Source organism: Pseudonocardia kunmingensis (genome assembly GCF_006716445.1).
GTDB classification, from domain to species: Bacteria; Actinomycetota; Actinomycetes; order Mycobacteriales; family Pseudonocardiaceae; genus Pseudonocardia; species Pseudonocardia kunmingensis.
The window spans coordinates 189,076-209,918 of the sequence record NZ_VFPA01000008.1; the positions used below are offsets into that span (position 1 = coordinate 189,076).

The 20,843-nt window shown below is 71.4% G+C and carries 22 protein-coding genes; 15 read left to right on the plus strand and 7 right to left on the minus strand.

Features of this window, described 5'->3' with window-relative positions; translation table 11 throughout:
• The first annotated feature begins 21 nt into the window (after window positions 1-21).
• The gene (locus FB558_RS41470; RefSeq protein ID WP_142064876.1) at window positions 22-855 is read left to right on the plus strand and encodes a mycofactocin-coupled SDR family oxidoreductase; all 834 of its coding nucleotides are present in this window, start codon (window positions 22-24) and stop codon (window positions 853-855) included.
• Window positions 856-871: 16 nt separating this feature from the next.
• A complete protein-coding gene (locus tag FB558_RS41475; RefSeq protein WP_142064879.1) occupies window positions 872-1,702 on the plus strand; it encodes an SDR family NAD(P)-dependent oxidoreductase in 831 nt (276 codons plus the stop codon).
• Window positions 1,703-1,734: 32 nt separating this feature from the next.
• On the opposite strand, the gene FB558_RS41480 is transcribed toward FB558_RS41475, so the two are convergent.
• Window positions 1,735-3,384, minus strand: coding sequence for a class I adenylate-forming enzyme family protein (locus tag FB558_RS41480; protein ID WP_142064883.1), 1,650 nt, complete (start codon window positions 3,382-3,384; stop codon window positions 1,735-1,737).
• 101 nt (window positions 3,385-3,485) lie between these two features.
• On the opposite strand from FB558_RS41480, the gene FB558_RS41485 reads away from it, so the two are divergent.
• The 8 genes from FB558_RS41485 to FB558_RS41520 are packed head-to-tail and all read left to right on the plus strand — an operon-like array spanning window position 3,486 to window position 10,598.
• On the plus strand, window positions 3,486-3,932 hold the full coding sequence (locus FB558_RS41485) for a hypothetical protein (protein WP_142064886.1): 447 nt from the start codon (window positions 3,486-3,488) through the stop codon (window positions 3,930-3,932).
• On the plus strand, window positions 3,929-4,363 hold the full coding sequence (locus FB558_RS41490) for a MaoC/PaaZ C-terminal domain-containing protein (protein WP_211367220.1): 435 nt from the start codon (window positions 3,929-3,931) through the stop codon (window positions 4,361-4,363). Before FB558_RS41485 ends, FB558_RS41490 begins: the two co-directional genes overlap by 4 nt.
• Window positions 4,364-4,398: 35 nt before the next feature.
• On the plus strand, window positions 4,399-5,784 hold the full coding sequence (locus tag FB558_RS41495) for a phytoene desaturase family protein (protein WP_142064889.1): 1,386 nt from the start codon (window positions 4,399-4,401) through the stop codon (window positions 5,782-5,784).
• Window positions 5,784-6,905: an LLM class flavin-dependent oxidoreductase gene (locus FB558_RS41500; RefSeq protein ID WP_142064892.1), complete on the plus strand. Its 1,122-nt coding sequence runs from the start codon at window positions 5,784-5,786 to the stop codon at window positions 6,903-6,905. The genes FB558_RS41495 and FB558_RS41500 overlap by 1 nt, the downstream gene beginning before the upstream one ends.
• On the plus strand, window positions 6,898-7,284 hold the full coding sequence (locus tag FB558_RS41505; RefSeq protein ID WP_142064895.1) for a nuclear transport factor 2 family protein: 387 nt from the start codon (window positions 6,898-6,900) through the stop codon (window positions 7,282-7,284). Before FB558_RS41500 ends, FB558_RS41505 begins: the two co-directional genes overlap by 8 nt.
• Before the next feature lie 55 nt (window positions 7,285-7,339).
• Window positions 7,340-8,605 carry a cytochrome P450 gene (locus FB558_RS41510; RefSeq protein ID WP_246107142.1) on the plus strand — a complete coding sequence of 422 codons (1,266 nt, stop codon included), beginning with the start codon at window positions 7,340-7,342 and terminating at the stop codon, window positions 8,603-8,605.
• Window positions 8,602-9,012 carry a nuclear transport factor 2 family protein gene (locus tag FB558_RS41515; protein WP_142064901.1) on the plus strand — a complete coding sequence of 137 codons (411 nt, stop codon included), beginning with the start codon at window positions 8,602-8,604 and terminating at the stop codon, window positions 9,010-9,012. Before FB558_RS41510 ends, FB558_RS41515 begins: the two co-directional genes overlap by 4 nt.
• A 14-nt stretch (window positions 9,013-9,026) precedes the next feature.
• The gene (locus tag FB558_RS41520) at window positions 9,027-10,598 is read left to right on the plus strand and encodes an AMP-binding protein (protein WP_142064904.1); all 1,572 of its coding nucleotides are present in this window, start codon (window positions 9,027-9,029) and stop codon (window positions 10,596-10,598) included.
• 37 nt (window positions 10,599-10,635) lie between these two features.
• Here the strand turns inward: FB558_RS41520 and FB558_RS45390 are convergent, their stop codons facing one another.
• Together FB558_RS45390 and FB558_RS45395 are read right to left on the minus strand one after the other, a co-directional pair.
• Window positions 10,636-11,640: a class I adenylate-forming enzyme family protein gene (locus tag FB558_RS45390; protein ID WP_142064907.1), complete on the minus strand. Its 1,005-nt coding sequence runs from the start codon at window positions 11,638-11,640 to the stop codon at window positions 10,636-10,638.
• The gene (locus tag FB558_RS45395; protein WP_170231806.1) at window positions 11,565-12,317 is read right to left on the minus strand and encodes an AMP-binding protein; all 753 of its coding nucleotides are present in this window, start codon (window positions 12,315-12,317) and stop codon (window positions 11,565-11,567) included. Before FB558_RS45395 ends, FB558_RS45390 begins: the two co-directional genes overlap by 76 nt.
• Before the next feature lie 159 nt (window positions 12,318-12,476).
• Here FB558_RS45395 and FB558_RS41535 point away from each other — a divergent pair, with 159 nt between their 5' ends.
• Window positions 12,477-13,853 carry a phytoene desaturase family protein gene (locus tag FB558_RS41535; RefSeq protein WP_142064913.1) on the plus strand — a complete coding sequence of 459 codons (1,377 nt, stop codon included), beginning with the start codon at window positions 12,477-12,479 and terminating at the stop codon, window positions 13,851-13,853.
• Window positions 13,853-14,971: an LLM class flavin-dependent oxidoreductase gene (locus tag FB558_RS41540; RefSeq protein ID WP_142064916.1), complete on the plus strand. Its 1,119-nt coding sequence runs from the start codon at window positions 13,853-13,855 to the stop codon at window positions 14,969-14,971. Before FB558_RS41535 ends, FB558_RS41540 begins: the two co-directional genes overlap by 1 nt.
• A 26-nt stretch (window positions 14,972-14,997) precedes the next feature.
• Here FB558_RS41540 and FB558_RS41545 read toward each other — a convergent pair whose 3' ends face one another.
• From FB558_RS41545 to FB558_RS41555, 3 genes are all read right to left on the minus strand, one after another.
• The gene (locus tag FB558_RS41545; RefSeq protein WP_142064919.1) at window positions 14,998-15,465 is read right to left on the minus strand and encodes a VOC family protein; all 468 of its coding nucleotides are present in this window, start codon (window positions 15,463-15,465) and stop codon (window positions 14,998-15,000) included.
• 1 nt (window position 15,466) lies between these two features.
• Entirely contained in the window at window positions 15,467-16,780 is a 1,314-nt protein-coding gene (locus tag FB558_RS41550) for an MFS transporter (protein ID WP_142064922.1), read from the minus strand.
• Between the two features lie 117 nt (window positions 16,781-16,897).
• Window positions 16,898-17,524 (minus strand): TetR/AcrR family transcriptional regulator, encoded by a 627-nt coding sequence (locus FB558_RS41555; RefSeq protein WP_170231807.1) that lies wholly within the window; start codon window positions 17,522-17,524, stop codon window positions 16,898-16,900.
• 102 nt (window positions 17,525-17,626) lie between these two features.
• On the opposite strand from FB558_RS41555, the gene FB558_RS41560 reads away from it, so the two are divergent.
• The 3 genes from FB558_RS41560 to FB558_RS41565 are packed head-to-tail and all read left to right on the plus strand — an operon-like array spanning window position 17,627 to window position 19,775.
• The gene (locus FB558_RS41560) at window positions 17,627-18,751 is read left to right on the plus strand and encodes an NAD-dependent epimerase/dehydratase family protein (RefSeq protein WP_142064925.1); all 1,125 of its coding nucleotides are present in this window, start codon (window positions 17,627-17,629) and stop codon (window positions 18,749-18,751) included.
• The gene (locus tag FB558_RS45400) at window positions 18,748-18,879 is read left to right on the plus strand and encodes a hypothetical protein (RefSeq protein ID WP_281288726.1); all 132 of its coding nucleotides are present in this window, start codon (window positions 18,748-18,750) and stop codon (window positions 18,877-18,879) included. The genes FB558_RS41560 and FB558_RS45400 overlap by 4 nt, the downstream gene beginning before the upstream one ends.
• Before the next feature lie 5 nt (window positions 18,880-18,884).
• A complete protein-coding gene (locus FB558_RS41565) occupies window positions 18,885-19,775 on the plus strand; it encodes an MBL fold metallo-hydrolase (RefSeq protein WP_142064929.1) in 891 nt (296 codons plus the stop codon).
• A gap of 24 nt (window positions 19,776-19,799) precedes the next feature.
• On the opposite strand, the gene FB558_RS41570 is transcribed toward FB558_RS41565, so the two are convergent.
• A complete protein-coding gene (locus tag FB558_RS41570) occupies window positions 19,800-20,795 on the minus strand; it encodes an Lrp/AsnC family transcriptional regulator (protein WP_170231808.1) in 996 nt (331 codons plus the stop codon).
• Between the last annotated feature and the right edge of the window lie 48 nt (window positions 20,796-20,843).

Sequence of the window (20,843 nt, forward strand, 5' to 3'; positions counted from 1 at the left end):
GCGCTAGCTGAAGGAGGAACGGTGAACGGAAGGGTCGAGGGGAAGGTCGCGTTCATCACGGGCGCGGCGCGGGGGCAGGGCCGCAGCCACGCGGTGCGGCTGGCGCAGGAGGGCGCGGACATCATCGCGGTCGATGTGTGCGCGCCGATCTCGTCGGTGGACAAGTACCCGCTCGCCACCCGGGAGGATCTCGACGAGACCGTGGCGGCGGTCGAGAAGCTCGACCGCCGGATCGTCGCGCGCGTCGCCGACGTCCGCGACGCGGACGGGCTCGGCGCGGCGCTGGACGAGGGCGTCGGCGAGCTCGGCGGTCTCGACATCGTGGTGGCCAACGCGGGGATCGCGAGCTACGGGATGTCGTGGGAGCTCACCGAACAGATGTGGCAGGAGATGCTGGACGTGAACCTCACCGGCGTCTGGCACACCGCGAAGGCGGCCGTGCCGCACCTGATCGCGCGTGGCGGTGGGTCGATGGTCTTCACGAGCTCGATCGGCGGGCTCAAGGGGATCATGCAGGTCGGCCACTACGTGGCGGCGAAACACGGGATCGTGGGGCTGATGCGGACCATGGCCAACGAGCTGGCCGGGCACCGGATCCGCGTGAACACGGTGCATCCGACCAACGTCGACACGCACATGATCCAGAACCCGGGAACGTGGGGCATGTTCGCGCCGGACGATCCCGAGCCCACGGTGGAGAAGGCGATGCCGGGCTTCATGTCGCTCAACGCGCTGCCCGTGCCGTGGGTGGAGTCGAGCGACATCAGCAACGCGGTGCTGTTCCTGTCCAGTGACGAGGCCCGCTACATCACCGGTGTGGCTCTGCCGGTCGACGCGGGCGCCGCGGTCAGGTGACGATCGGGCACCTCGCATGAACGATCCAGGGCGCTGCGCGCCGATCAAGGTGGGCGCGATGCGGCTCGACGGCAAGGTCGTCGTGATCACCGGAGCGGGTTCGGGGATCGGCCGCGCGTCGGCCGAGCGCTTCGCGGCCGAGGGTGCCAAGGTCGTCTGCGCGGACATCCGCGGCACCGCCGAGGACACCGCGGCGGCCATCGTGGCCGCGGGGCACGAGGCGACAGGGGTCACCACGGACGTGCGCAGCCAGGCCGACACCGAGCGGATGGCCGCACACGCGCTGGACCGCTACGGCCGGATCGACGTGCTGTACGCGAACGCCGGGGTCCCGGGAGTCGGATCCACCGCCGAGTGCGATCCCGAGCTGTGGGACCAGGTCCTCGCGGTCAACCTCACGGGCGTCTGGCTGTCGATGCGCGCGGTGCTGCCGAGGATGATCGAGCAGCGGAGCGGGTCGATCATCACGCAGTCGAGCACGGCGGGGGTCATCGGGATTCGCGGGATCGCGCCGTACACGGCCGCGAAGTCCGCGGTCATCGGCCTCACCAAGGCCACCGCGGTGGAGGTCGGGCCGCACAACGTCCGGGTGAACGCCGTAGCCCCCGGCACGTCGCCGACACCGCTGGTCACCGAGTCGTTCTCCACCATGGTCGGTTCGGGCGGTCGACGGGCCGACGAGGCGCGCACGACGCTCGCGCTCGAACGCGAGCAGCAGCGCTACCCCATGCGTCGCTTCGGGACGCTGGACGAGATCGTGTCCGTGGCACTGTTCCTGGCCAGTGACGAGAGCAGTTGGGTCACCGGTGGTGTCCACGTCGTGGACGGCGGCATGACGGTGTCCTGAACCGCGCGGTCGGGTCGGCAGCGACCACGCCCCTACGGCGCCCCTGCCGGCGCGGGGTTCGATGTCAGCCGGGGCGCCTCGGTGATCCCGGCCTCCGCGAGCTCCGCGGCGATGGTCTCGCGCAGCCGGAACTTCTGCACCTTCGTCCCGGACATGGGCCACTCCGTCACGAAGCGCACGTAGCGGGGCACCTTGAACGTCGCGACCGTGCCGAGGCAGTAGTCGATCAGCTCCTGCTCGGTGGTTCTCGCGCCGGGCCGCAGCTGGACGAACGCGGCCGGCACCTCGCCGAGCCGGGCGTCCGGAGCGGCGACGACCTGCACCACGCCGCACGCGGGGTGCCCGGCGAGGAGGCCCTCCACCTCGGCGGCGGCGACGTTCTCCCCGCCCACCTTGAGCATGTCCTTGAGCCGGGACAGGAAGGTGAGCCTGCCGTGCGCGTCGGCGACGGCGAGGTCCCCCGAGGCGAACCAGCCGTCGGGGTCGATCCGCTCCGCGGTCAGCTCGGCGTCGCGATGGTAGTGGGCGATGCGGGAGGTGCCGCGGAACTGCACCTCACCGGGCGTACCGGGCGGCACGGGCCTGCGGGTCTCCGGGTCGACGACGCGGATCTCCATGTGCCGCAACGGTGTGCCGCTCGTCGTCGCCCTGGCTTCGGGCGGGTCGTCCGGGGAGCCGATGCAGCAGAACCCGCACGACTCGGTCATGCCGTAGGACGACATCTGGATCGCCGGGGCGATCCGGTCCTGCATGGAGCGCAGCCGCTCGGGCGCGCCGACGTTGAGGACGATGCGCAGGGCGGACAGGTCGGTCGTCGGGAAGTCCGGGTGGTCGAGCACCGGCAGCCAGATCGTCTCGAACGCGGGGAAGGCGACCGTGCAGCGCTCGTCGGCGAGCTGGCGCAGCGCGGCGGTGGGTTCGAAGACGCCGACGTGGACCATGCTGCACCCGCCCGCGAGCGCCGCGACGGCGACGTCGTACCCGCCGCAGTGGAACATCGGCAGCGGCGTCCAGAACCGGTCCTGCGGGCCGAGACCGAGGCGCTCGGCGACGGCCTCGCCCTCTGCGACGAGCGATGCGTTGTCGAGCACGCAGCCGCGCGGGCGGGACGTCGTACCGGAGGTGTAGAGGATCAGCGCGGGGTCCGCGGCGCGTACCGCGGCCCGCGCCGCGGCGACGGCGGTGGGGTCGGTCGGGGCGCCCTCGAATCCGGCGCGGGTGAGCCAGCCCCGCGGGGTCGGACCGTCCGGTTCGACCGCGACGACCGCGCGCAGCATCGGCGCGGTGGGCAGGGCGAGCCGGCCGGGGATGGCGCCGGTGAGCCCGGGGAGGGCCTCGGCGAGCACCGGCTCGAGCTCTGCGGTGGCGAACAGCAGCCGCATGTCGGCGTTCTCGATGATGTAGGCGAGCTCGCCGGGTTTGAGGCGCGGGTTCACCGGGACGGCGACGGCACCGAGGTGCGCGGCGGCGAGCCACGTCGTCATGCTGTCGATCCCGCCGTGCAGGAGCATGCCGACGTGGTCGCCGGGCCGGATGCCGGCGGCCCACAGCGCGCCCGCGAGGTGCCTCGCGGCGGCGGCGAGGCCGGGATAGGTGAGGCGTCGGTCGGGGAAGGCGACCTCGTGGTCCGGCGCGTCGTCGGCGCGCTGGTCGAGCAGATCCGGGACGGTGGTGCCGGGCATCGTCGCTGGCCTCCCGTGCGCTGTCTACCAATCGTTTGACAAGGTAACAGCGGTGTCCGACCGTGGACAAGCATCCGCGGAGGGGCGAAGGGTGGCGAGTGATGGACGAGGACGAGTTGGCCGCGACGGTGGGACGGCGCTTCCCCGGCGGCCGGGCCCGGATCGAACCCCATGTCGACTGGCTGCTGCGCGACGCGCTCGGCTGCGCCCAGGCGGCGGACGGCGTCCTGCACCCGACCGTCGCGTTCCTCGCGGCGCAGGGCGGGGTCGGGCTGGGCCTCGAGGAGGTCTTCGCGATGTTCGGGGCCTCGTCGGCGGACGGACCGATGTTGGGGGAGTGGTCGGTGGACTTCGCCCGGCCGCTGCGCGCGGACGTCGAGTACGCCGTGCGCGCGGTCGTCGAGTCCGCGATACGCAAGCGCGGCGCCCGCACCGGAGTGTTCGACCTGGTGACCGCGTTGATCGAGATCGTCGGTCCGGACGGTGAGGTGCACGCGGCGGTCCGGCCGACGTACGTGTTCCCGCGGCGGGCGGGGGTGGTGGCGTGAGTGCGCCCGAGAACGCCGCTGCCGCTGCGGCCGTCGGGGACGAGCTGCCCCCGTTCGCGGCGGTGGCCGACCCGGCGCACATGAAGACGGTCGCCGCGCTGCTGGATGACCCGAACATGATCCACCTGGATCCGAACGTGTCAGCGGCACTCGGGTTCGGCGAGCGCGTCGTCAACCAGGGGCCGATCAACCTGGGCTGGGTGCACACGATGCTGGTGCGGTGGGCCGGCGGGGCCGACCGGGTGCGGTCGTCGCGGTTCCGGTTGCAGGACAACGTGTTCGGCGGCGAGCGGGTCGTCGCCGGCGGGCGGGTGACCGCCGTCGGGCCCGGCGAGATCGAGTGCGAGGTCTGGCTGGACGTCGAGCGCGACGGCGACGTGGTGCGCGCCGTGTCGGGGACGGCGGTGGTTGCACGGGTCGGCCGGGCATGAGAACGTAAAACGGGCGTTTGGTAGAGAGAGGTGTCATGCCGAGCTACGACGTCGTGGTGATCGGGGCAGGGGCCGCCGGGCTGACCGCGGGCGCGCTGCTGGCCAAGGAGGGCAAGCGGGTCGTGGTGCTCGACCGCAGCCCGTACCTCGGGGGCCGCGCGCTGGCCGTCCCGGACGAGGGGTTCACCGTCAACCTCGGAGGCCATCTCGTCGAGGACGGGGGCTCGGGGCTGACCAAGGTCTTCGAGCACGTCGGCAAGGAGCTGGTCCACGGCGAGGTCAGCAACGACATGCCGATCTGGGAGAACGGCAAGGGTTGGGGGTCGATCCGGGACCGCTACACCGACCGGTCCGAGCTGAAGAAGGTCATCAGGGCCCTCGTCGACACCCCGTACGAGGCGCTCGACGACTGGGACGACCGCTCGCTGCGCGAGTGGATCCACCAGTACACCGACGACCAGGGCGTCGTCGACCTGTTCGAGTTCATCTCGGTGCTCGAGTGCATGACCGACAACTGGTACGACCATTCGGCCAGCGACAACCTCTACGTCCGCAAGATGCACTTCGAGGAGCGGGGCACCGCGGCCTACTCGTTCTGGCCGGGGCAGGGCTGGGACGGCATGTGGCGCGACCTCGCCGATGCCATCACCGAGAACGGCGGCGAGCTGCGACTCGGAACCTCGGTCGAGCGCGTCGTGATCGAGAACGGCGAGGTCAGGGGTGTCGCGATCGGCCGCGAGCCGAAGATCATGCCGAACGAGTTCTTCGAGGAGGAGATCCTCGAGGCCTCCGCCGTGATCTCGACGCTGCCCGTGTGGAACGTGCTGGGCGTCGTGCCGCGCAGCGCGCTCCCCGAGTGGTACGCCTCCCAGATCGAGTTCCTCGCCCAGGACAAGTTCCGCATCGCATGGCTCGGGCTCTACCTCGCCACCGAGGAGCCGGTCACCCGGTACGACCCGCGGGAGCTCGCCACCTGGACCGCGACCCCGTCCACGGAGTGCTCCGGGTTCATGTTCGACCAGTCCGCGATGGACCCGTCGTGCTCGCCGCCGGGCACCCACCTGCACGTGATGGGCGCGATCATCCCCGGCGCGAAGGGCCGCGACCGGGAGTGGTGCCGCGCCACGATGGAGGCCTTCGAGCGCGACATCGAGACGATGTGGCCGGGCTTCGCGACGCCGGTGTGGCGGCGCAGGCACCTCGTGTTCGAGCCGTCGTTCGGGGTGATCCAGATGCCTGGGCTGGTCGGCAGGTACCGCCCGCACTGGCGGGCCCCGAACGTCGAGGGCCTGTGGTTCGCCAGCGAGACCTTCCGCAGCCGCGGGATCGGCACCGACCGCGCCGCCCGCGCCGCGCTGACCTGCGTGGAGGACTACCTGGGCGGCCGGCTCGCGACCTTCGGTGACGGGTGGCGCTACTGATGCAGCGCCTGCAGCTGGGGGTTCCCGGGCAGATCATGCCGCCTGCGGATGCGGCCGTGCGGTTCGCGCAGCGCGCCGAGTCCGACGGGTTCGACGCCGTGTGGTGGCCGGACCACCTGATGGGCTGGCACGCCGACACGATGTGGACGCCCGATCTCACCCCGCTGGCGAACGTCCAGGCCAACCCGCACACCTACTTCGACCCGCTGATCATGATGGGCGTGGTGGGTGCGCAGACCCAGCGGGTCAAGGTCGGCGTCGTCGTCACCGACCTGATCCGGCGCAACCCGGCGATGGCCGCGGCGAGCGCGCTCACGCTCGACCACGTCACCCGGGGCCGGGCGATCATCGGGCTGGGCAGCGGGGAGAAGCTCAACATCACCCCGTACGGGATGTCGTTCGAGAAGCCGGTCGCGCGCCTGTCCGAGGGCATCGACGTCATGCGTCTGCTCTGGGAGGCCGACGGACCGGTCGACTACCGGGGGACGTTCCACACCCTGGAGAAGGCGGTGCTGGGGCTCCAGCCCTTCGGCGGGCGGCCGCCGGAGATCTGGACGGCCGCACACGGGCCGCGGATGCTGCGCCTGACCGGTGCGAAGGCCGACGGCTGGCTGCCCACGAAGATGACGGCGGCCGACTACGGCAAGTCGCTCACCGTGATCAACCAGGCTGCGCAGGACGCCGGCCGGGACCCGGCGAACCTCACGCCCGGCATGCTCGGCTACATCCTCATGGGGCCGGACGAGGACGCGGTCCGCCGCCTCATCGAGGCCCCCCTCGTGCGCGCGCTGTGCGTGCTGCTGCCCTCGCAGGTGTTCCGCGATCTCGGTGTCGAACCCCCGCTGGAGGGCGGCCCGCACGGCTCGGGCTTCCACGACTTCATCCCGACCACGGTCGACCGCGCCGAGTCGCTGCGGATCATCGACGCGATCCCGCCGCAGGTGGTTCGCCACTACGCGTTCTGCGGCACACCCGCGCAGGTCGCGCAGGAGGTCGCCGAGTACCGCGAGAACGGGCTGCGCCACCTGGTCATGTGGAACATCACGCCGTTCGGCGACCCGTCGCTGGCGAAGTGGTCTTTCCAGGCGATGAACGAGCTGAAGGGGCTGCTGGGTGACTGAGACGAGCGCCGGGCGCCGGGCCGTGGAGGGCTACTTCGCGGCGATCAACTCCGGCCGGTTCGCCGATCTCGCCGCGGTGTTCGCGCCCGACGTCGAGATCCACACCGTCGGCGCGCCGCCGGTCGTCGGCCGGGACGCGGCGCTGGCGCACTTCCCGGCCGTACTGTCCGGCTACGCCGAGCACCACGACGCCGTGACCCGGTGGATCGAGGCCGAGAACGCGGTCGTCTGCGAGATCCGCTTCACCGGGCGCCTGCGGGACGGGGGGCCGATCGTCTTCGACGCCCTCGACGTGTTCGACGTGCGCGACGGCCTGATCACGAATGTTACGACGTGGTACGACACCCGCGGGCTGGTCCGGCAGCTGCGCGGATGCTAACCTCCGCTACCAAACGGCTGTTAGGCGATTCCGTACGACGACGTCCGGAGGCCCCGTGTCCACGCCCACCGCATCGGCGCCCGACATCCTCTCGCCCGAGTTCGCCGCCGACCCCTACACGGCATACCGGGCGTTGCGCGAGAACCACCCGCTGATCTGGCACGACGCGACGCAGAGCTACGTCATCAGCCGCTACGTCGATGTCGAGCGCGCCTTCAAGGACCCGGTGTTCACGAGCCGGAACTACGACTGGCAGCTCGAGCCGGTACACGGGCGCACCATCCTCCAGATGGACGGGCGCGAGCACTCCACGCACCGCAACCTCGTCGCCCCCGCGTTCCGCGGCCGCGAGCTCGCCGAGAAGTTCGTGCCGGTCATCGATCAGAACTCGCGCGCACTCGTCGACGCCTTCCGCGGCGACGGGCACGTCGACCTCGTCGACCGGTACGCCACCCGCTTCCCGATCAACGTCATCGTGGACATGCTCGGGTTGCCCAAGAGCGACCACGAGCACTTCCACCGCTGGTACAGCTCGATCATGGCGTTCCTGTCCAACCTGGCCGGGGACGAGCAGGTCACCGCGCAGGGCCTGCGCACCAAGGAGGAGTTCGAGGCCTACATGCTGCCGATCATCCGGCAGCGCCGCGAGGCCCCGGGCGACGACCTGCTCTCCACGCTGTGCACCGCGGAGATCGACGGTGTCCGGATGACCGACGAGGAGATCAAGGCGTTCTGCAGCCTCCTGCTCACCGCGGGCGGGGAGACCACGGACAAGGCCATCGCGAGCGTGATGCGCAACCTCGTGGAGCACCCCGACCAGCTCCAGGACGTGCGCGAGGACCGGTCCCTGATCTCCGCGGCGTTCGCCGAGACGCTGCGCTACTCGCCGCCGGTGCACATGATCATGCGTCAGCCCGCGGAACCCGTCCGGCTCTCGGGTGGCGTCGTGGAGGCCGGGAAGACGCTCACCTGCCTGATCGGCGCCGCGAACCGCGACCCCGAGCGCTTCCGGGACCCCGACACGTTCGACATCCACCGCGACGACCTGGACATGGGCCGGGCCTACACGGCCGGGGCCAACCACACGGCGTTCGCGCTGGGCCGCCATTTCTGCGTCGGTGCGCTGCTGGCCCGCACCGAGCTGGAGACGGGCATCGCCCACCTGCTCGACGCGATGCACGACATCCGTTTCGCCGACGGCGCCCCGCCGGCCGAGCACGGCGTCTTCACCCGGGCTCCCGCCGCGCTGCGCCTCACCTTCACCCCGCCTCCTGAGCGCAGCTCGCGGAGCGGACCGAGCATCGGAGAGGAACCACCATGACGGCACGTGCGGAGATCGAGAACGTCCTCGGACTCGCTGCCTGGGGATACGACGAGAACGACGTCGACCTCATCGCGGCCCAGTTCACCGAGACCGCCACGATGACCCTGCAGATCGGGCGTGACGGCGACCCGATCGGCCCGTTCGAAGGGCGCGACGCCATCCGGAAGCTGCACGCCGATTCGCTCGCGGCGCAGACCGACCAGCGCCGCCACAACATCAGCAACCTGGTGCTCACCAAGGAGACCGCGGACACGGCCTCGACCACCAGCAACCTCACCCTGCTCTCGGTCGAGAACGGCGCCGCGCGGGTGCTCTCGTCCGGGTGGTACCGCGACGAGCTCGTCAACCGGGACGGCCGATGGCTGATCTCCCAGCGGCACATCTACCTGGACCTGCCCTACTGAGCCGAGGGGCGGACATGGTCAACATCGGACGGATCCCCGCGAAGTGGGCGGCACTGACGCCCGAGAGGGACGCGATCGTCGACGTCCCGACGGGGCGGCGGACGAACTGGCGCACCCTGGACGAGCGGGTGCGCCGGCTGGCGAACGGGTTGCGCGGCACGGGAGACGGCGGCCTCGGGCTGGCCCAGGGGGACCGGGTCGCGATCCTGGCCAAGAACGCGATCGAGTACCAGGAGCTCTACTACGCCGCGGGCCGTGCCGGGCTCGTCGCGCAGCCGCTGAACTGGCGCCTGGGCACCGCCGAGCTGGGCCGCATCGTCACCGACGCCTCCCCGAAGGCGCTGCTGGCCTCGGATGAGTGGCTGGATACCGCGAAGGAGCTGCAGGCCGCCGTCGACGTCCCGCACTGGCTGCAGTACGGCGACGGCGGCGACGGCAGCTACGAGGAACTCATCGCGCGCAGCAGCCCCGACGAGCCGGAGTGGTCGAGCCGGGTCGGGGACGACGACCCGTTCTTCATCCTCTACACGGGCGGGACGACGGGGGAGTCGAAGGGCGCGCTGCATTCGCACAAGAGCGCCGCGTTCGGTATGTGGAACCAGACGGTGGCCGAGCGGATCGTGCCGACCGATGTCTACATGCTGACCGGGCAGATGTACCACATCCCGGTCGTGCTCTCGATGAACTACATGCGTCACGGCTGCCCGCTGGTGCTGATGAACTTCGAGGCCCGCACCGCCTTGGAGATCATCGAGGCCGAGCGGGTGTCGGCGTTCCTCGGGATCACCACGATGCTCAACTGGATGATGGCCGTCCCGGGCTTCTCGCAGTTCGACATCTCGAGCCTGCGCAACATCCAGTACGGCGGCGGCCCGATGCCTTCCGCGGTGGTCAAAGCGGCGCTGGAGCACTTCCCGTGCACGCTGATCCAGGGCTACGGGCAGACCGAGGGCACGACGATGTGCTTCCTGTCCCAGGAGGACCACACCGACGCGGTGCGCGGCATCCATCCCGAGCGCCTGCGTTCCTGCGGTCGGGAGGGTTTCGTCACGAGCGTGCGGGTGGTCGACCCCGACGGCGTGCCGGTGCCCAAGGACGGGAGGACCGCAGGGCAGATCGTCGTGCGGTCCGAGGCGAACATGCTCGGCTACCTCAACCGGCCCGACCTCACCGCGCAGACGCTGCACGACGGCTGGATGTGGACCGGCGACATCGCCACCTGGGACGCCGACTCCTACGTGTTCATCGTCGACCGGGCGAAAGACATGATCATCTCGGGCGGCGAGAACATCTACTCGGTCCAGGTGGAGGAGGCCGTGAACGCGCACCCGTCGGTGCTCGAGTGCGCCGTCATCGGTGTGCCGGACGACGAGTGGGGCGAGAGCGTCAAGGCGTTCGTCGTGCTCAAGCCGGACACCACCGCCACCGAGGCCGAGATCATCGAGACGGCCAGGAGCCTCCTCGCGTCCTACCAGAAGCCACGGTCGGTCGAGTTCGTCGACGCGCTGCCGAAGGCGCCGACGGGCAAGATCCTCAAGCGCACGCTGCGCGAACCGTACTGGGCCGAGCGCGACCGATCCGTCTGAGAACGGGAGCCGAGGGCGTCGGCGACGGGCGGGGCGGCTACGACGGCCGCAGGCTCGGGAACTGAGGGGCCTCGGTGATCCCGCAGGCCTCGAGCTCGCGGGCGATCCGCTCCCGCAGCACGTACTTCCTGATCTTCGTTCCGGACATGGGCCAGTCGCCGGGGCCGCCGATGAACCGGACGTAGCGGGGGACCCGGTAGGTCGCGATGCGGCCGAGGCAGAACTCGATCAGCTCCTGTTCGGTCGCCGTCGAGCCGGGCTTGAGCTGCACGAACGCCGCCGGCACCTCGACGTAGTACGCGTCGGGCGCGCCCACGACGGCCACGATGTCCACGGCGGGGTGGTTCAGCAGGTACCCCTCGACCTCGGCGGCAGCGACGTTCTCCCCGCCGACCTTCAGCATGTCCTTGAGACGGGACCGGAACGTCAGCCTGCCCTCGGGATCGGCGACGACGAGATCGCCGCTGTGGAACCAGCCCTCGGCGTCGAACACCTGCGCGGTGAGCTCGGGATCACGGAAGTAGCCGTCGAACGCGTTCGGCCCCCGGAACAGCAGCTCGCCGGGTGTGCCGGGGTCCACGTCGGCCCCGGTCTGCGGATCGACGACCCGGCACTGCATGCCCGGCATCGGGTGCCCGCCGGTGGTGGCTCGGGCGTCGGGCGGGTCGTCGAGCCGGTTGAGGGTGAGGAACGCAGAGGACTCGGTCATCGCCACGCAGGACACGTGCACGGCGTCCGGCAGCCGGGAGGCCATGTCGCGCAGCCGCTCGGGCACCCCGACCGCCATCACCAGCCGGATCCGGGAGAGGTCGAAGCGGGCGAAGTCGGGCCGGTTGAGCACCGGCATCCAGATCGTCTCGAACGCCGCCAGCGCGATCGTGACCCGCTCGTCGCGCAGGTACTCCAGCGTGGTCGCGGGGTCGAAGTACCCGGGGTGCACGAACGGGGCGCCCGCCGCGATGGCGCTCAACGCGAAGGTGATGCCGCCGCCGTGGAACAGCGGGATCGCGGTCCACACGCGGTCCTCGGAGGTGATCTGCATGCGCTCCCCGATGCCGTCGGCAGCCGGACCAGGGCTTCGTGGCTGAGCATGGCCCCCTTGGGCGCGGCGGTGGTGCCGGAGGTGTAGACGATCACAGCGGTGTCCCGCACCCGCACCGACGCCTGGGACTCCCACACCACGTCGTCCTGGACGCCCGGGGCGGCCGTGTCGCGAACCTCGGTGTCGGGAACCTCGGTGCCATCGAGGACGAGGACGTGCCGCAGCTCCGGTGCGTCGGCGAGGCCGAGCTCGCCGCCCGCGTGCCCGGACACGCCGGGAAACGTCTCGTGCAGCAGCCCGGTCGACGCCGCGTCGGTCACCAGCACCCGCATCCCCGAATGGGCGACGATCTGGGCGAGTTCCACGCACTTGAAGCGTGCGTTCACCGGCACCGCGATGGCCCCGAGCTTCGCTGCCCCGAAGAGGACGGCGAGCAGGTCGACCGTTGCGGGGAGCAGGATCCCCACCCGGTCACCGCGCCGGACGCCGAGCCCGGCGAGCCGGCGCGCGAACCACTGGGCGCGCCCGGCGAGCTCGGCGTAGGACGCCCGAGCGTCCGGGAACACCACCGCATCGTCGTCGGGGCGTTCGACGGCGCGCCGGTCGAGCAGGTCGCCCAGCGTGGTCGCCTCGATCCACCGGCGTGCTCCCGGCCCTGTCGTCGCTGCGCTCGTCACCGTCGCTCCCTCCGCGTGGCACGCCGATTCTGGCGACGAGCCGGACCCCCTGTCTACCGGCCGTATGGTGGGCAGAGCGTGCCCTGTGCCTCACGGGCGTTGACGCGCTGTACAACCCACGTTATACATCCATTGTTGTATATCTGGTGGAGGATCGATATGATGCGTTATGACGCGATCGTGGTGGGGGCCGGGGCGGCGGGGCTGGCCTCGGCGCTGATCCTCGCCGACCAGGGCAAGCGGGTCGCGCTGGTGGAGAAGCACGCCTACCTCGGCGGGCGGGCGATGGAGCACCGGTACCGGGGGCACCAGATCGGGCTCGGGTCGCACCTGATCGTCGATCCCGGGGACAGCCTGACCCGGGTGTGCGAGCTGGTCGGGATCCCGCTGACCCACAGCGAGCGCAGTGACGCGATGCCGTTCTGGGACCGTGACCGGTGGAAGCCGATCCAGGAGCTCTACAGCGGCGCGGCCAAGGACGGCCTCAAGCGCTGCATCCGCGCGCTCACCGCGACCGACTACGCGGACCTGGACCGGCTCGACCACCTGCCGCTGCGTGAGTGGATGGCGCAGCACACCTCCGACGAGGGGGTGTACACGGTGTGGGAGGCCATCTCGATCCTCGAGCAGATCACGGACAAGTGGTACGACCACTCGGCCTCGGAGAACCTGTACGTCCGCAAGATGCACTACGAGCGCAAGCGGACCGCGGGCTACTCGTACTGGCCGATGGGCGGCTGGGAGAAGCTGTGGGACGACATGGCCGCGGCGTTCGTCGCGCGGGGCGGGGAGCTGCGCCGCTCGACCACCGTCGCGCGGGTCCTGGTCTCCGGCGGTGAGGTCAAGGGTGCGCGGCTGCGCAACCCGGAGCGCCCTGGTTCCGCCGACGGCGAGGTGCTCGAGGCGGACGTGGTCGTCGTCAACGCTCCGGTGTGGAACGTGCCCGGACTCTTCGACGAGGGCGTGCTGCCGCAGAACCTGCTGCAGCGGGTGCGGATGCTGGCCAACAACCGCAACAAGGCGTGCTGGCTGGGCTACTGGATCGCCGCGAAGGAGCCGGTGATCGCGATGTCCGAGCTGGAGATGGCCAGCTTCACGGCCACCCCGCGCGCCGGGCTCGGCGGCTTCACCCTCAACTTCACCGGCTACGACCCGGGCGTCTCCCCGCCCGGGGAGTACCTCAGCTGCGTGGGCGCGGCGTTCGACGCCACCGAGCACTACGGGGACAAGGCGTGGCTCGACCGCAAGTTCCACGAGTTCTGGCTCGACGTCGAGGAGATGCTGCCGGCCGCCAAGGGCGCCCTGTGGACGAAGAAGCACCTCGTCACCACCTACGGGGTGGTCAACAAGCCGGGGCTCGTCGGGGCGGTCCGGCCCGACACCCGGGTCCGCGAGATCGACGGGTTGTTCCTCACCGGCGACACCGTCCGGTCCCGGGGGATCGGGATCGACAAGGCCGCCCGGGCCGGGATCACCGCGGCCGAGGCGGTGCTGGGGGAGCGGCTGCCGTTCTTCGCCGACACGGTGCGGTACTGATGGGCGGCCCGGTCACCGTCGGGGTGCCCGGGCACTTCGGGCCGCCCGCGGACCGGGTCGCCCCGGCCGCGGCGCGCGCGGAGGCCGACGGCTACGACGCCACCTGGTACCCGTGCCACTTGATGGCGTGGCACCCCGACTCGCTCTGGACCTCGGATCTCACCCCGATCGCCGAGGTGCAACCCAACCCCCACGCGCAGTTCGATCCGTTCCAGGCGATGGCCGTGGCCGGCGCCGCGACGACCCGGATCACGGTGGGGGTCGGGGTCACCGACACCCTGCGACAGCACCCGGCGATGCTGGCCCGGGCGTCGCTGACGGCGCAGCACTTCGCCGGCGGCCGCGCGATCCTCGGGCTCGGGTCGGGGGAGCGGCTCAACATCTCCCCGTACGGGATGGACTGGAGCAGGCCGACGGCGAGGCTGGCCGAGGCGATCGAGGTCGTCCGGCTGCTGTGGCGGGCAGAGGGTGCGATCGACTTCGAGGGCGACTTCTACCGGCTCGAGGACGCCGTGCTCGGCCTCGACCCGTTCGGGGGCGCCGAGCCGCCGATCTGGATCGCCGCGCACGGTCCGCGCATGCTCGAGCTGGTCGGCCGGCACGGCGACGGCTGGTTGCCGACGAAGAGCACGCCGGAGCAGTACGCCGACCGACTGCAGGCCATCCGCCGGTCGGCCGAGGACGCGGGCCGGGACCCGGCCGGGATCACCCCCTCGATGCTCGGCTACGTGCTCTGCGCTCCCGACGAGGACACCCTCACGCGGATGTGCCGGCACCCGCTGATCCGGATGCTGTGCGTCCTGCTGCCCGAGGGCGTGTACCGCGACCACGGGGTGCCCGCCCCGTTCAGCGGTGGCTCCGGGTTCCATTCGTTCATCCCGTCCCGCGTCGACCGCGCCGAGGCCGAGCGGGTCGTCGCCGCCATCCCTCCCGAGGTCGTGCGGTACGCCGCGTTCTGCGGGACCGCCCAGCAGATCGCCGACCAGGTCGGCGCCTACGTCGAGGCCGGTCTCCGCGACGTCGTGCTCTGGAACGTGACCGGCCTCGCGGACCCCGCCCTGACCGGCTTCTCGTACAAGGTCCTCGCCCGGGTCCGCGAGATCCTCGCCGCGGGCTGAGCGGGTGCGCTGAGCGGGTGCCCCGGTCAGTCGCCGCCGTTCCCCCCGGCGACCGCGGCGACCGCGCTCAGCGGGCCGTCGAGCAGCTCGACGACGTTCCTGTCCGGATCATGCAGGTACACGACGCGGACCGGCCCCCAGTGCGAGGGCTTCGGCCACAGCCGGGCCCCGCCGGCCCGCTCCGCCCGGTCGAGGGCGGCGTCGACGTCGTCGACCTGGATGCCCAGATGGGGCAGGCGGGCGTCCGCATGCGGCTGTTCCAGCCAGTCCGGCCGGGTCGGACCGCCGAACTCGAACAGCTCCACGCCTGTGCCGTCGGGGAAGGCCAGCAGGACGATCCGGACCCGGATCTCGGGGGACGCCGCCATGGCGAGCGCCGCACCGCGCCCGCCCAGCGCGAGTGGCGGAGCGAGGACCTCGGCGCCGAGCTGACGGTAGAAGCCGGTGGCGCGGTCCAGGTCCGCCACCCGGAGCCCGACGTGGTGCAGGCCCATGTCAGCCCGCCACCCGCCCGGGAACGCCCGTCGTCGGGGTCCGCTCGTCCGGGTGCCGGCCGAGGGAAAGGGTCAGCACCACCGCGATCACCGCGAAGGCGGCGAAGAACCAGAAGTTCCACTGGAAGCCCAGCTCGGCGGTGATGAGCAGCCCGACCGCGTACGGACCGGCTATCCCGCCGAGCCGCCCGACCCCCATCACGAAGCCGAGGCCGGAGGCGCGGATCCGGGACGGGTAGGACGCCGCCACGAACCCGTTGACGAGGATCTGAGACCCCATCGCGCCGAAGCCGAGCAGCGTGACCAGCACGTACAGCAGCACCTGCGGCAGGGGGATGCTCAGCAGCACCAGGCTGACCGCGCCGACGGTCAGTGCGATCGGGATCGCCCGCCTCGACCCGATGCGGTCCGCGACGGAGGCGATCAGCAGGGTGCCGATGACGTTGCCGAGGTTGAGCACGAGGAGGAACGAGATGGCGGAGCCGAGCGGGTACCCGGCCTGGCGCATGATCTGCGGGAGCCAGGTGCCCACGCCGTAGCTGAGCAGCAGTCCGCAGAAGCTGATCAGCACGAACAGGATCGTCCAGCGCCGGTACCGGCCGAAGATCTCGCTCGTCCGGACCTTCGAGGTCGTGGCTCCCGCCGTGAGGGTCTCCGGGTCGAGTCCGTGGTGGATGGCCAGCTCGCGGGCCTCGTCCAGGCGCCCGCGTGCGACCAGCCACGACGGTGACTCCGGCAGCCACCGCAGCGCGATCGGGAACAGGATCAGCCACGGGGCGGCGCCCACGAGCAGCAGGACCCGAAACCCTCCGGTGGGCAGCAGCCAGATCGCCACCGCCGCGCAGATCACGCCGCCGACGGAGTACCCGGCGTGGATGATCGAGTTGTACAGCTGGCGCCGGTTCGGCGGGGCGAACTCCACGGTGAGGGCGATCGCCGACGGCAGGACACCGCCGAGCCCGATCCCGGCGACGAATCGGAGCAGCCCGAAGACCTCCGCATTCGGCGCTACGGCACACAGGGCCGTGGCCGCGCTGAACCAGGTGATCGCCGCCAGTACCAGGCGCCGCCTGCCGAGCCGGTCGGTCAGCCAGCCCGAGCAGAGCGCGCCCACGGCCATGCCGACGAGTGCGAGGCTGCCGATGAGGCCGGCGGCCGCCGCGTCGAGGCCCCACGGCTCGTAGTCCAGCAGCGCCGGCACGATCGCCCCGTACACGACGAGGTCGTACCCGTCGAGGATGACGGTCGCGAAGCAGATCGCGATCACCAGCGCTCCGGGTCGGCGTGAGTACCAGGTCGTGCCCGTCGCATGCATGCGAATCCTCGTTGATCGTGGGTCCCACCGGGCGTCAGCGGGCCGCACACTATCAACCGGTTGTTTGACGGACAAGCGCGCTTCTCGTCGTCGGGTACCACCTCGACGTCGCGGCGCCTAGGACGCGGCCTTCGACCCCGGTCGCGGCGGCGCAGGGGGTGTCGCCAGCTGTGCGACGAACGCGCGCACGGTGTCCAGCTGTCGCTCGGCAGGCCAGTCCTCCAGGTCGAAGACGGCATGGCTGGCTACTCCGTGGACGAGCGCCAGGAGTCCACGCGCCTCGTCGAGGGCGTCCCGCTCGGGATGCACCCGCCCTGCTCGCTTGGCGGCGGCGATGGCATGAGTCAGCAGCTCGCGGTGGCCGGCCACGCGGCGTCGCTGGAGCTCGGCCATGCGCGGCTCGCTGATCGCGGCGCCGACGAAGGCGAGCCACGTCAGCCAGTTCGTCCGGCGGGGCTCGTCCAGGGGGAGCACGGCCTCGCAGAGCAGCAGGACCCGGCGCGGATCGTCGTCGCCCGGGAGCGCCTCGACCCGTTCCCGCGCCTGGTCCACGGAGGCCCGGTAGGCCGCTTCCAGCACCTCGGCCTTGTTGGCGAAGTAGTGCGTGATGACGGTCGTGCTGGCGCCGGCCGCCGCGGCCAACGAGCGCAGCGAGATGTTGTCGGCCCCGTGCGTGGCGACGAGCCGGGCGGCGAGCCGGGCGATGTCCCGCCGTCGCGCGTCCGCGTCGATCCGAGCTGGCATTGACGCAAGATACAACGTTCGGTATACAGCGGTGGTTGCATATGCCGCCGGGAGCCAGGTCGCCCCCGTCAGGCAGCGCGACCCAGGAAGAGGTGGACGACGGTGCGCGACGTGCTGGTCGTGGGTGGTACCGGGCCGACCGGCCCGCCGATCGTCGAGGGTCTCCTGGCTCGCGGCCACAACGTGACGATCTTCCACACGGGCCGGCACGAGGCGAACGGGCTGCCGGACGTCCCGCACCTGCACGGGAGCCCGTTCACCGAGGAGGGGATCCGGGAGTCGCTCGGCGAGCGCTGCTTCGACACGGTCGTCGCGACCTATGGCAAGGTCCGGTTGCTGGCCGGGCACGTCGCCGGTCGATGCGACCATTTCGTGGCCGTCGGCGGCACGCCGGTCTACAAGGGCTACGTCAATCCCGCGGAGATGTTCCCGTACGGGGTGGCGCTGCCCGTTCGCGAGGAGACGCATCCCCTGGTCGACGTCGACGCGCCGAGGTTCGCCGGCTACGCGGCCGGGCCCATCCGGGCCACCGAGGAGCTCGTGTTCGACCTCGCCCGACGCGGCGCGTTCGGCGCCACCTACCTGCGGTACCCGACGATCTACGGCCCGCGGAACCCCTACGCCTGGGAGTGGAACGTCGTGCGCCGGGTCCTCGACGGCCGACCCTGGATGATGCTCGTCGACGGCGGGCACAACATCCATTCTCGGGCGGCTGCGCGCAACGCCGCGGAGGCGGTGCTCCTCGCCGTCGACCGGCCGTCGGTCGCGAAGGGCCAGGCCTACAACGTCGCGGACGACGATCTGGTGACCGTCCGGCAGTGGGTGCAGCTCGTCGCGGAGGCGGCAGGCGGTGAGCTCGAGATCCGCTCGATGCCCCGGGAGCTCCCGAACCCCGGGCTGGCGGTGTCCGCGTTCGGCGGCGCGGAGTCCCCGAGTTGCATCGTCGACACCACCCGCCTCCGCGAGGAGCTGGGCTATCGCGACGTGATCTCCCTGCCGGACGGCATCGTCGAGGCGGTGCGGTGGATGCTCGACCACGAGTCCGAGATGCGCCGCACCGGCACGACCGACCCGTTCGACTACGCCGCGGAGGATGCGTTGGCCGCGGCGTACGACCGCGCGCTGCGGGGCCTCGCCGTGGCCGCGCAGCCGTTCCGTTCCGGGATCGGTCGCATGGCGGTGCCGCAGACGGCGAAGGGGTCGGCAGAGAGGCGGGTCGAGCCGTGAGCGCCTACGGCCACCGCGCGGTGACCTGCGGTGACCTGCGCGCCTCGCTCGCCTTCCACCTGCTCCCCGCGCGCGAGGCCCACCGGCGAGACCATGCGGCCGGTTCCCGCGTTCCGGACCAGCGGTGACCGGCATGGCTTCACCCGAGTACACGGAGATCGAGTACGGCGGTGTCACCGTGCTGGCAGGCGCCCGCCGCGGTGCCTATCCCTACGGCAACTCGTTGCTCGTACGCGGCGCCGCCGAGACCGTGGTCGTCGATCCGTCCCTGTCGCTCGTCGCCGTGGCACCGCCCGCGGACGCGGTCGTCGTGAGCCATGCGCACGAGGACCATGTCGCCGGTCTCGTGCGCTACGAGGTGCCCGTACACGTCCACGAGGCGGACCTTCCCGCGGTGCGCTCCCACGAGCTCATGCTCGCGGGTTACGGTCTGCCACCCCACGTTGCCGACGGTGTCGACGAGAGCCTTCGGAACGAGTTCCACCTCCAGGACCGTCCGGACGCAACGGGGCTCACCGATGGCACCACGTTCGATCTCGGCGGGCGCACGGTGACCGTCGTGCACCTGCCCGGCCACACCGCAGGCCACAGCGGGCTGCTGATCGAACCGGACGGGTTCCTCTTCGTGGCGGACATCGACCTGAGCTCCTTCGGCCCGTACTACGGGGACGTCGGCAGCAGCCTCGCGGACTTCGAGGCCTCGATGCGGCGTTGCCGCGAGATCGAGGCGCGCTGGTACGGCACGTTCCACCAGAAAGGTGTGATCGAGGGCGCGACGGAGTTCCGGCGACGGCTCGACGACTTCCTCGCCGTCGTGGCGAGGAGGGACGCCACACTGCTGGCCTTCCTCGACGAGCCGCGATCGGTGCCGGAGATCGTCGAGCACCGCCTCGTCTACCGGCCGCACGTCGACGCGCCGCACGTCCCGACCGTCGAGCGCAGGACCGCGGTTCAGCACCTGGATCGGCTGATCGGTGCCGGCGCCGTCGTCGAGGTCGAGCCCGGGCGGTTCCGCGTCACCTGATGCCGCTCGCCGGACGCGAGCCGGTCAGGCCGAGGTCGGCGCGCCCGGGTACCAGGGGCGCACGATCGAGGCTCGCTTGAGCGTGCGGAGCCCCAGGGTCACGTCCACGTCCCGGATGCCGGGGATGCCGCCGAGCGTGTCGGTCAGGAAGCGGTGCAGATCGCGGTACTCCGCCACCGCCACCTCGCCGCACATCGTGTGCTCGCCCGCCGTCGCGCAGAGCAGCATCACCTCGGGGTGCCGGGTCAGCTCCTCGGCCACGGCATCGACGCGCTGGGGGTCGACCCGGAGCCAGAGGAACGCCGTCACGGGCAGGCCCAGCGTCTCGGGCTCGACGATCGTGCGGAACCGGATCGCGCCGCTGCGGCACAGGTTCTCCACCCGGCGCCGCGCGGTGCTCTCCATGATCCCGGCTCGGGCCGCGAGGTCGCGCCAGCGCATGCGGCCGTCCTCGGCCAGCGCGCCCACCAGCAGCTCGTCCACCTCGGTCAACGGAGGGGAGAGCTGGGTGGGTTGGGCGCGGTCCCAGCGGTCGATCCGCTCCGCCCGTAGCGCGGCCACCGCCTCGGGAGCGAGGAAGTCCGGGGTCCAGCCGACGCCGGTGGTGAAGCGGCGCAGCACCACCTCGGAGCTGCTGCCGATCACCCCGTCCAGCTGCGGGAGCCGCAGCACGGTCAGCTCCAGCAGGTCGTTGCGGTCGGTGGCGACGAGCTCCACCAGGCAGTCGGCCGCCCCGGACACGAGTGAGACGAACCGCACGCTCGGCCATTCGGTGAGCGCGTTCGCCACCGCGACCGACTTGACCGGTTCGCAGCGCACGCGCACGAACACGGGTACACCGCGGCCGGTGGCCAGCACGTCGAGCGTTGCGGCGACGTGCACCAGCTCCGAGGCGAGAATCCGGCCGGCGCGCCGCGAGACGGTGGCCTCCGAGGCGCGCACGGCGCGGCCCACCGCGGGCCAGCTGGCCCGCGGATGGGCGATCAGGGCGGCGATCACGCGCCGGTCGAGCTCGTCCATCTGAGCAGTATCCCTCATCCAGATAGTCCGAACCGATGGCTCCTTGCA

Bases quoted from the DNA above. Each gene is read 5' to 3' on its own strand.
- FB558_RS41480 (WP_142064883.1), bottom strand. From the start codon at position 3,384: ATGCCCGGCACCACCGTCCCGGATCTGCTCGACCAGCGCGCCGACGAC.
- FB558_RS41565 (WP_142064929.1), top strand. From the start codon at position 18,885: ATGGCTTCACCCGAGTACACGGAGATCGAGTACGGCGGTGTCACCGTG.
- FB558_RS41545 (WP_142064919.1), bottom strand. From the start codon at position 15,465: ATGGGCCTGCACCACGTCGGGCTCCGGGTGGCGGACCTGGACCGCGCC.
- FB558_RS41540 (WP_142064916.1), top strand. From the start codon at position 13,853: ATGGGCGGCCCGGTCACCGTCGGGGTGCCCGGGCACTTCGGGCCGCCC.
- FB558_RS41495 (WP_142064889.1), top strand. From the start codon at position 4,399: ATGCCGAGCTACGACGTCGTGGTGATCGGGGCAGGGGCCGCCGGGCTG.
- FB558_RS41520 (WP_142064904.1), top strand. From the start codon at position 9,027: ATGGTCAACATCGGACGGATCCCCGCGAAGTGGGCGGCACTGACGCCC.
- FB558_RS45390 (WP_142064907.1), bottom strand. From the start codon at position 11,640: ATGCAGATCACCTCCGAGGACCGCGTGTGGACCGCGATCCCGCTGTTC.
- FB558_RS41550 (WP_142064922.1), bottom strand. From the start codon at position 16,780: ATGCATGCGACGGGCACGACCTGGTACTCACGCCGACCCGGAGCGCTG.
- FB558_RS41475 (WP_142064879.1), top strand. From the start codon at position 872: ATGAACGATCCAGGGCGCTGCGCGCCGATCAAGGTGGGCGCGATGCGG.
- FB558_RS41555 (WP_170231807.1), bottom strand. From the start codon at position 17,524: ATGCCAGCTCGGATCGACGCGGACGCGCGACGGCGGGACATCGCCCGG.
- FB558_RS41485 (WP_142064886.1), top strand. From the start codon at position 3,486: ATGGACGAGGACGAGTTGGCCGCGACGGTGGGACGGCGCTTCCCCGGC.
- FB558_RS41570 (WP_170231808.1), bottom strand. From the start codon at position 20,795: ATGGACGAGCTCGACCGGCGCGTGATCGCCGCCCTGATCGCCCATCCG.
- FB558_RS41500 (WP_142064892.1), top strand. From the start codon at position 5,784: ATGCAGCGCCTGCAGCTGGGGGTTCCCGGGCAGATCATGCCGCCTGCG.
- FB558_RS41535 (WP_142064913.1), top strand. From the start codon at position 12,477: ATGATGCGTTATGACGCGATCGTGGTGGGGGCCGGGGCGGCGGGGCTG.
- FB558_RS41515 (WP_142064901.1), top strand. From the start codon at position 8,602: ATGACGGCACGTGCGGAGATCGAGAACGTCCTCGGACTCGCTGCCTGG.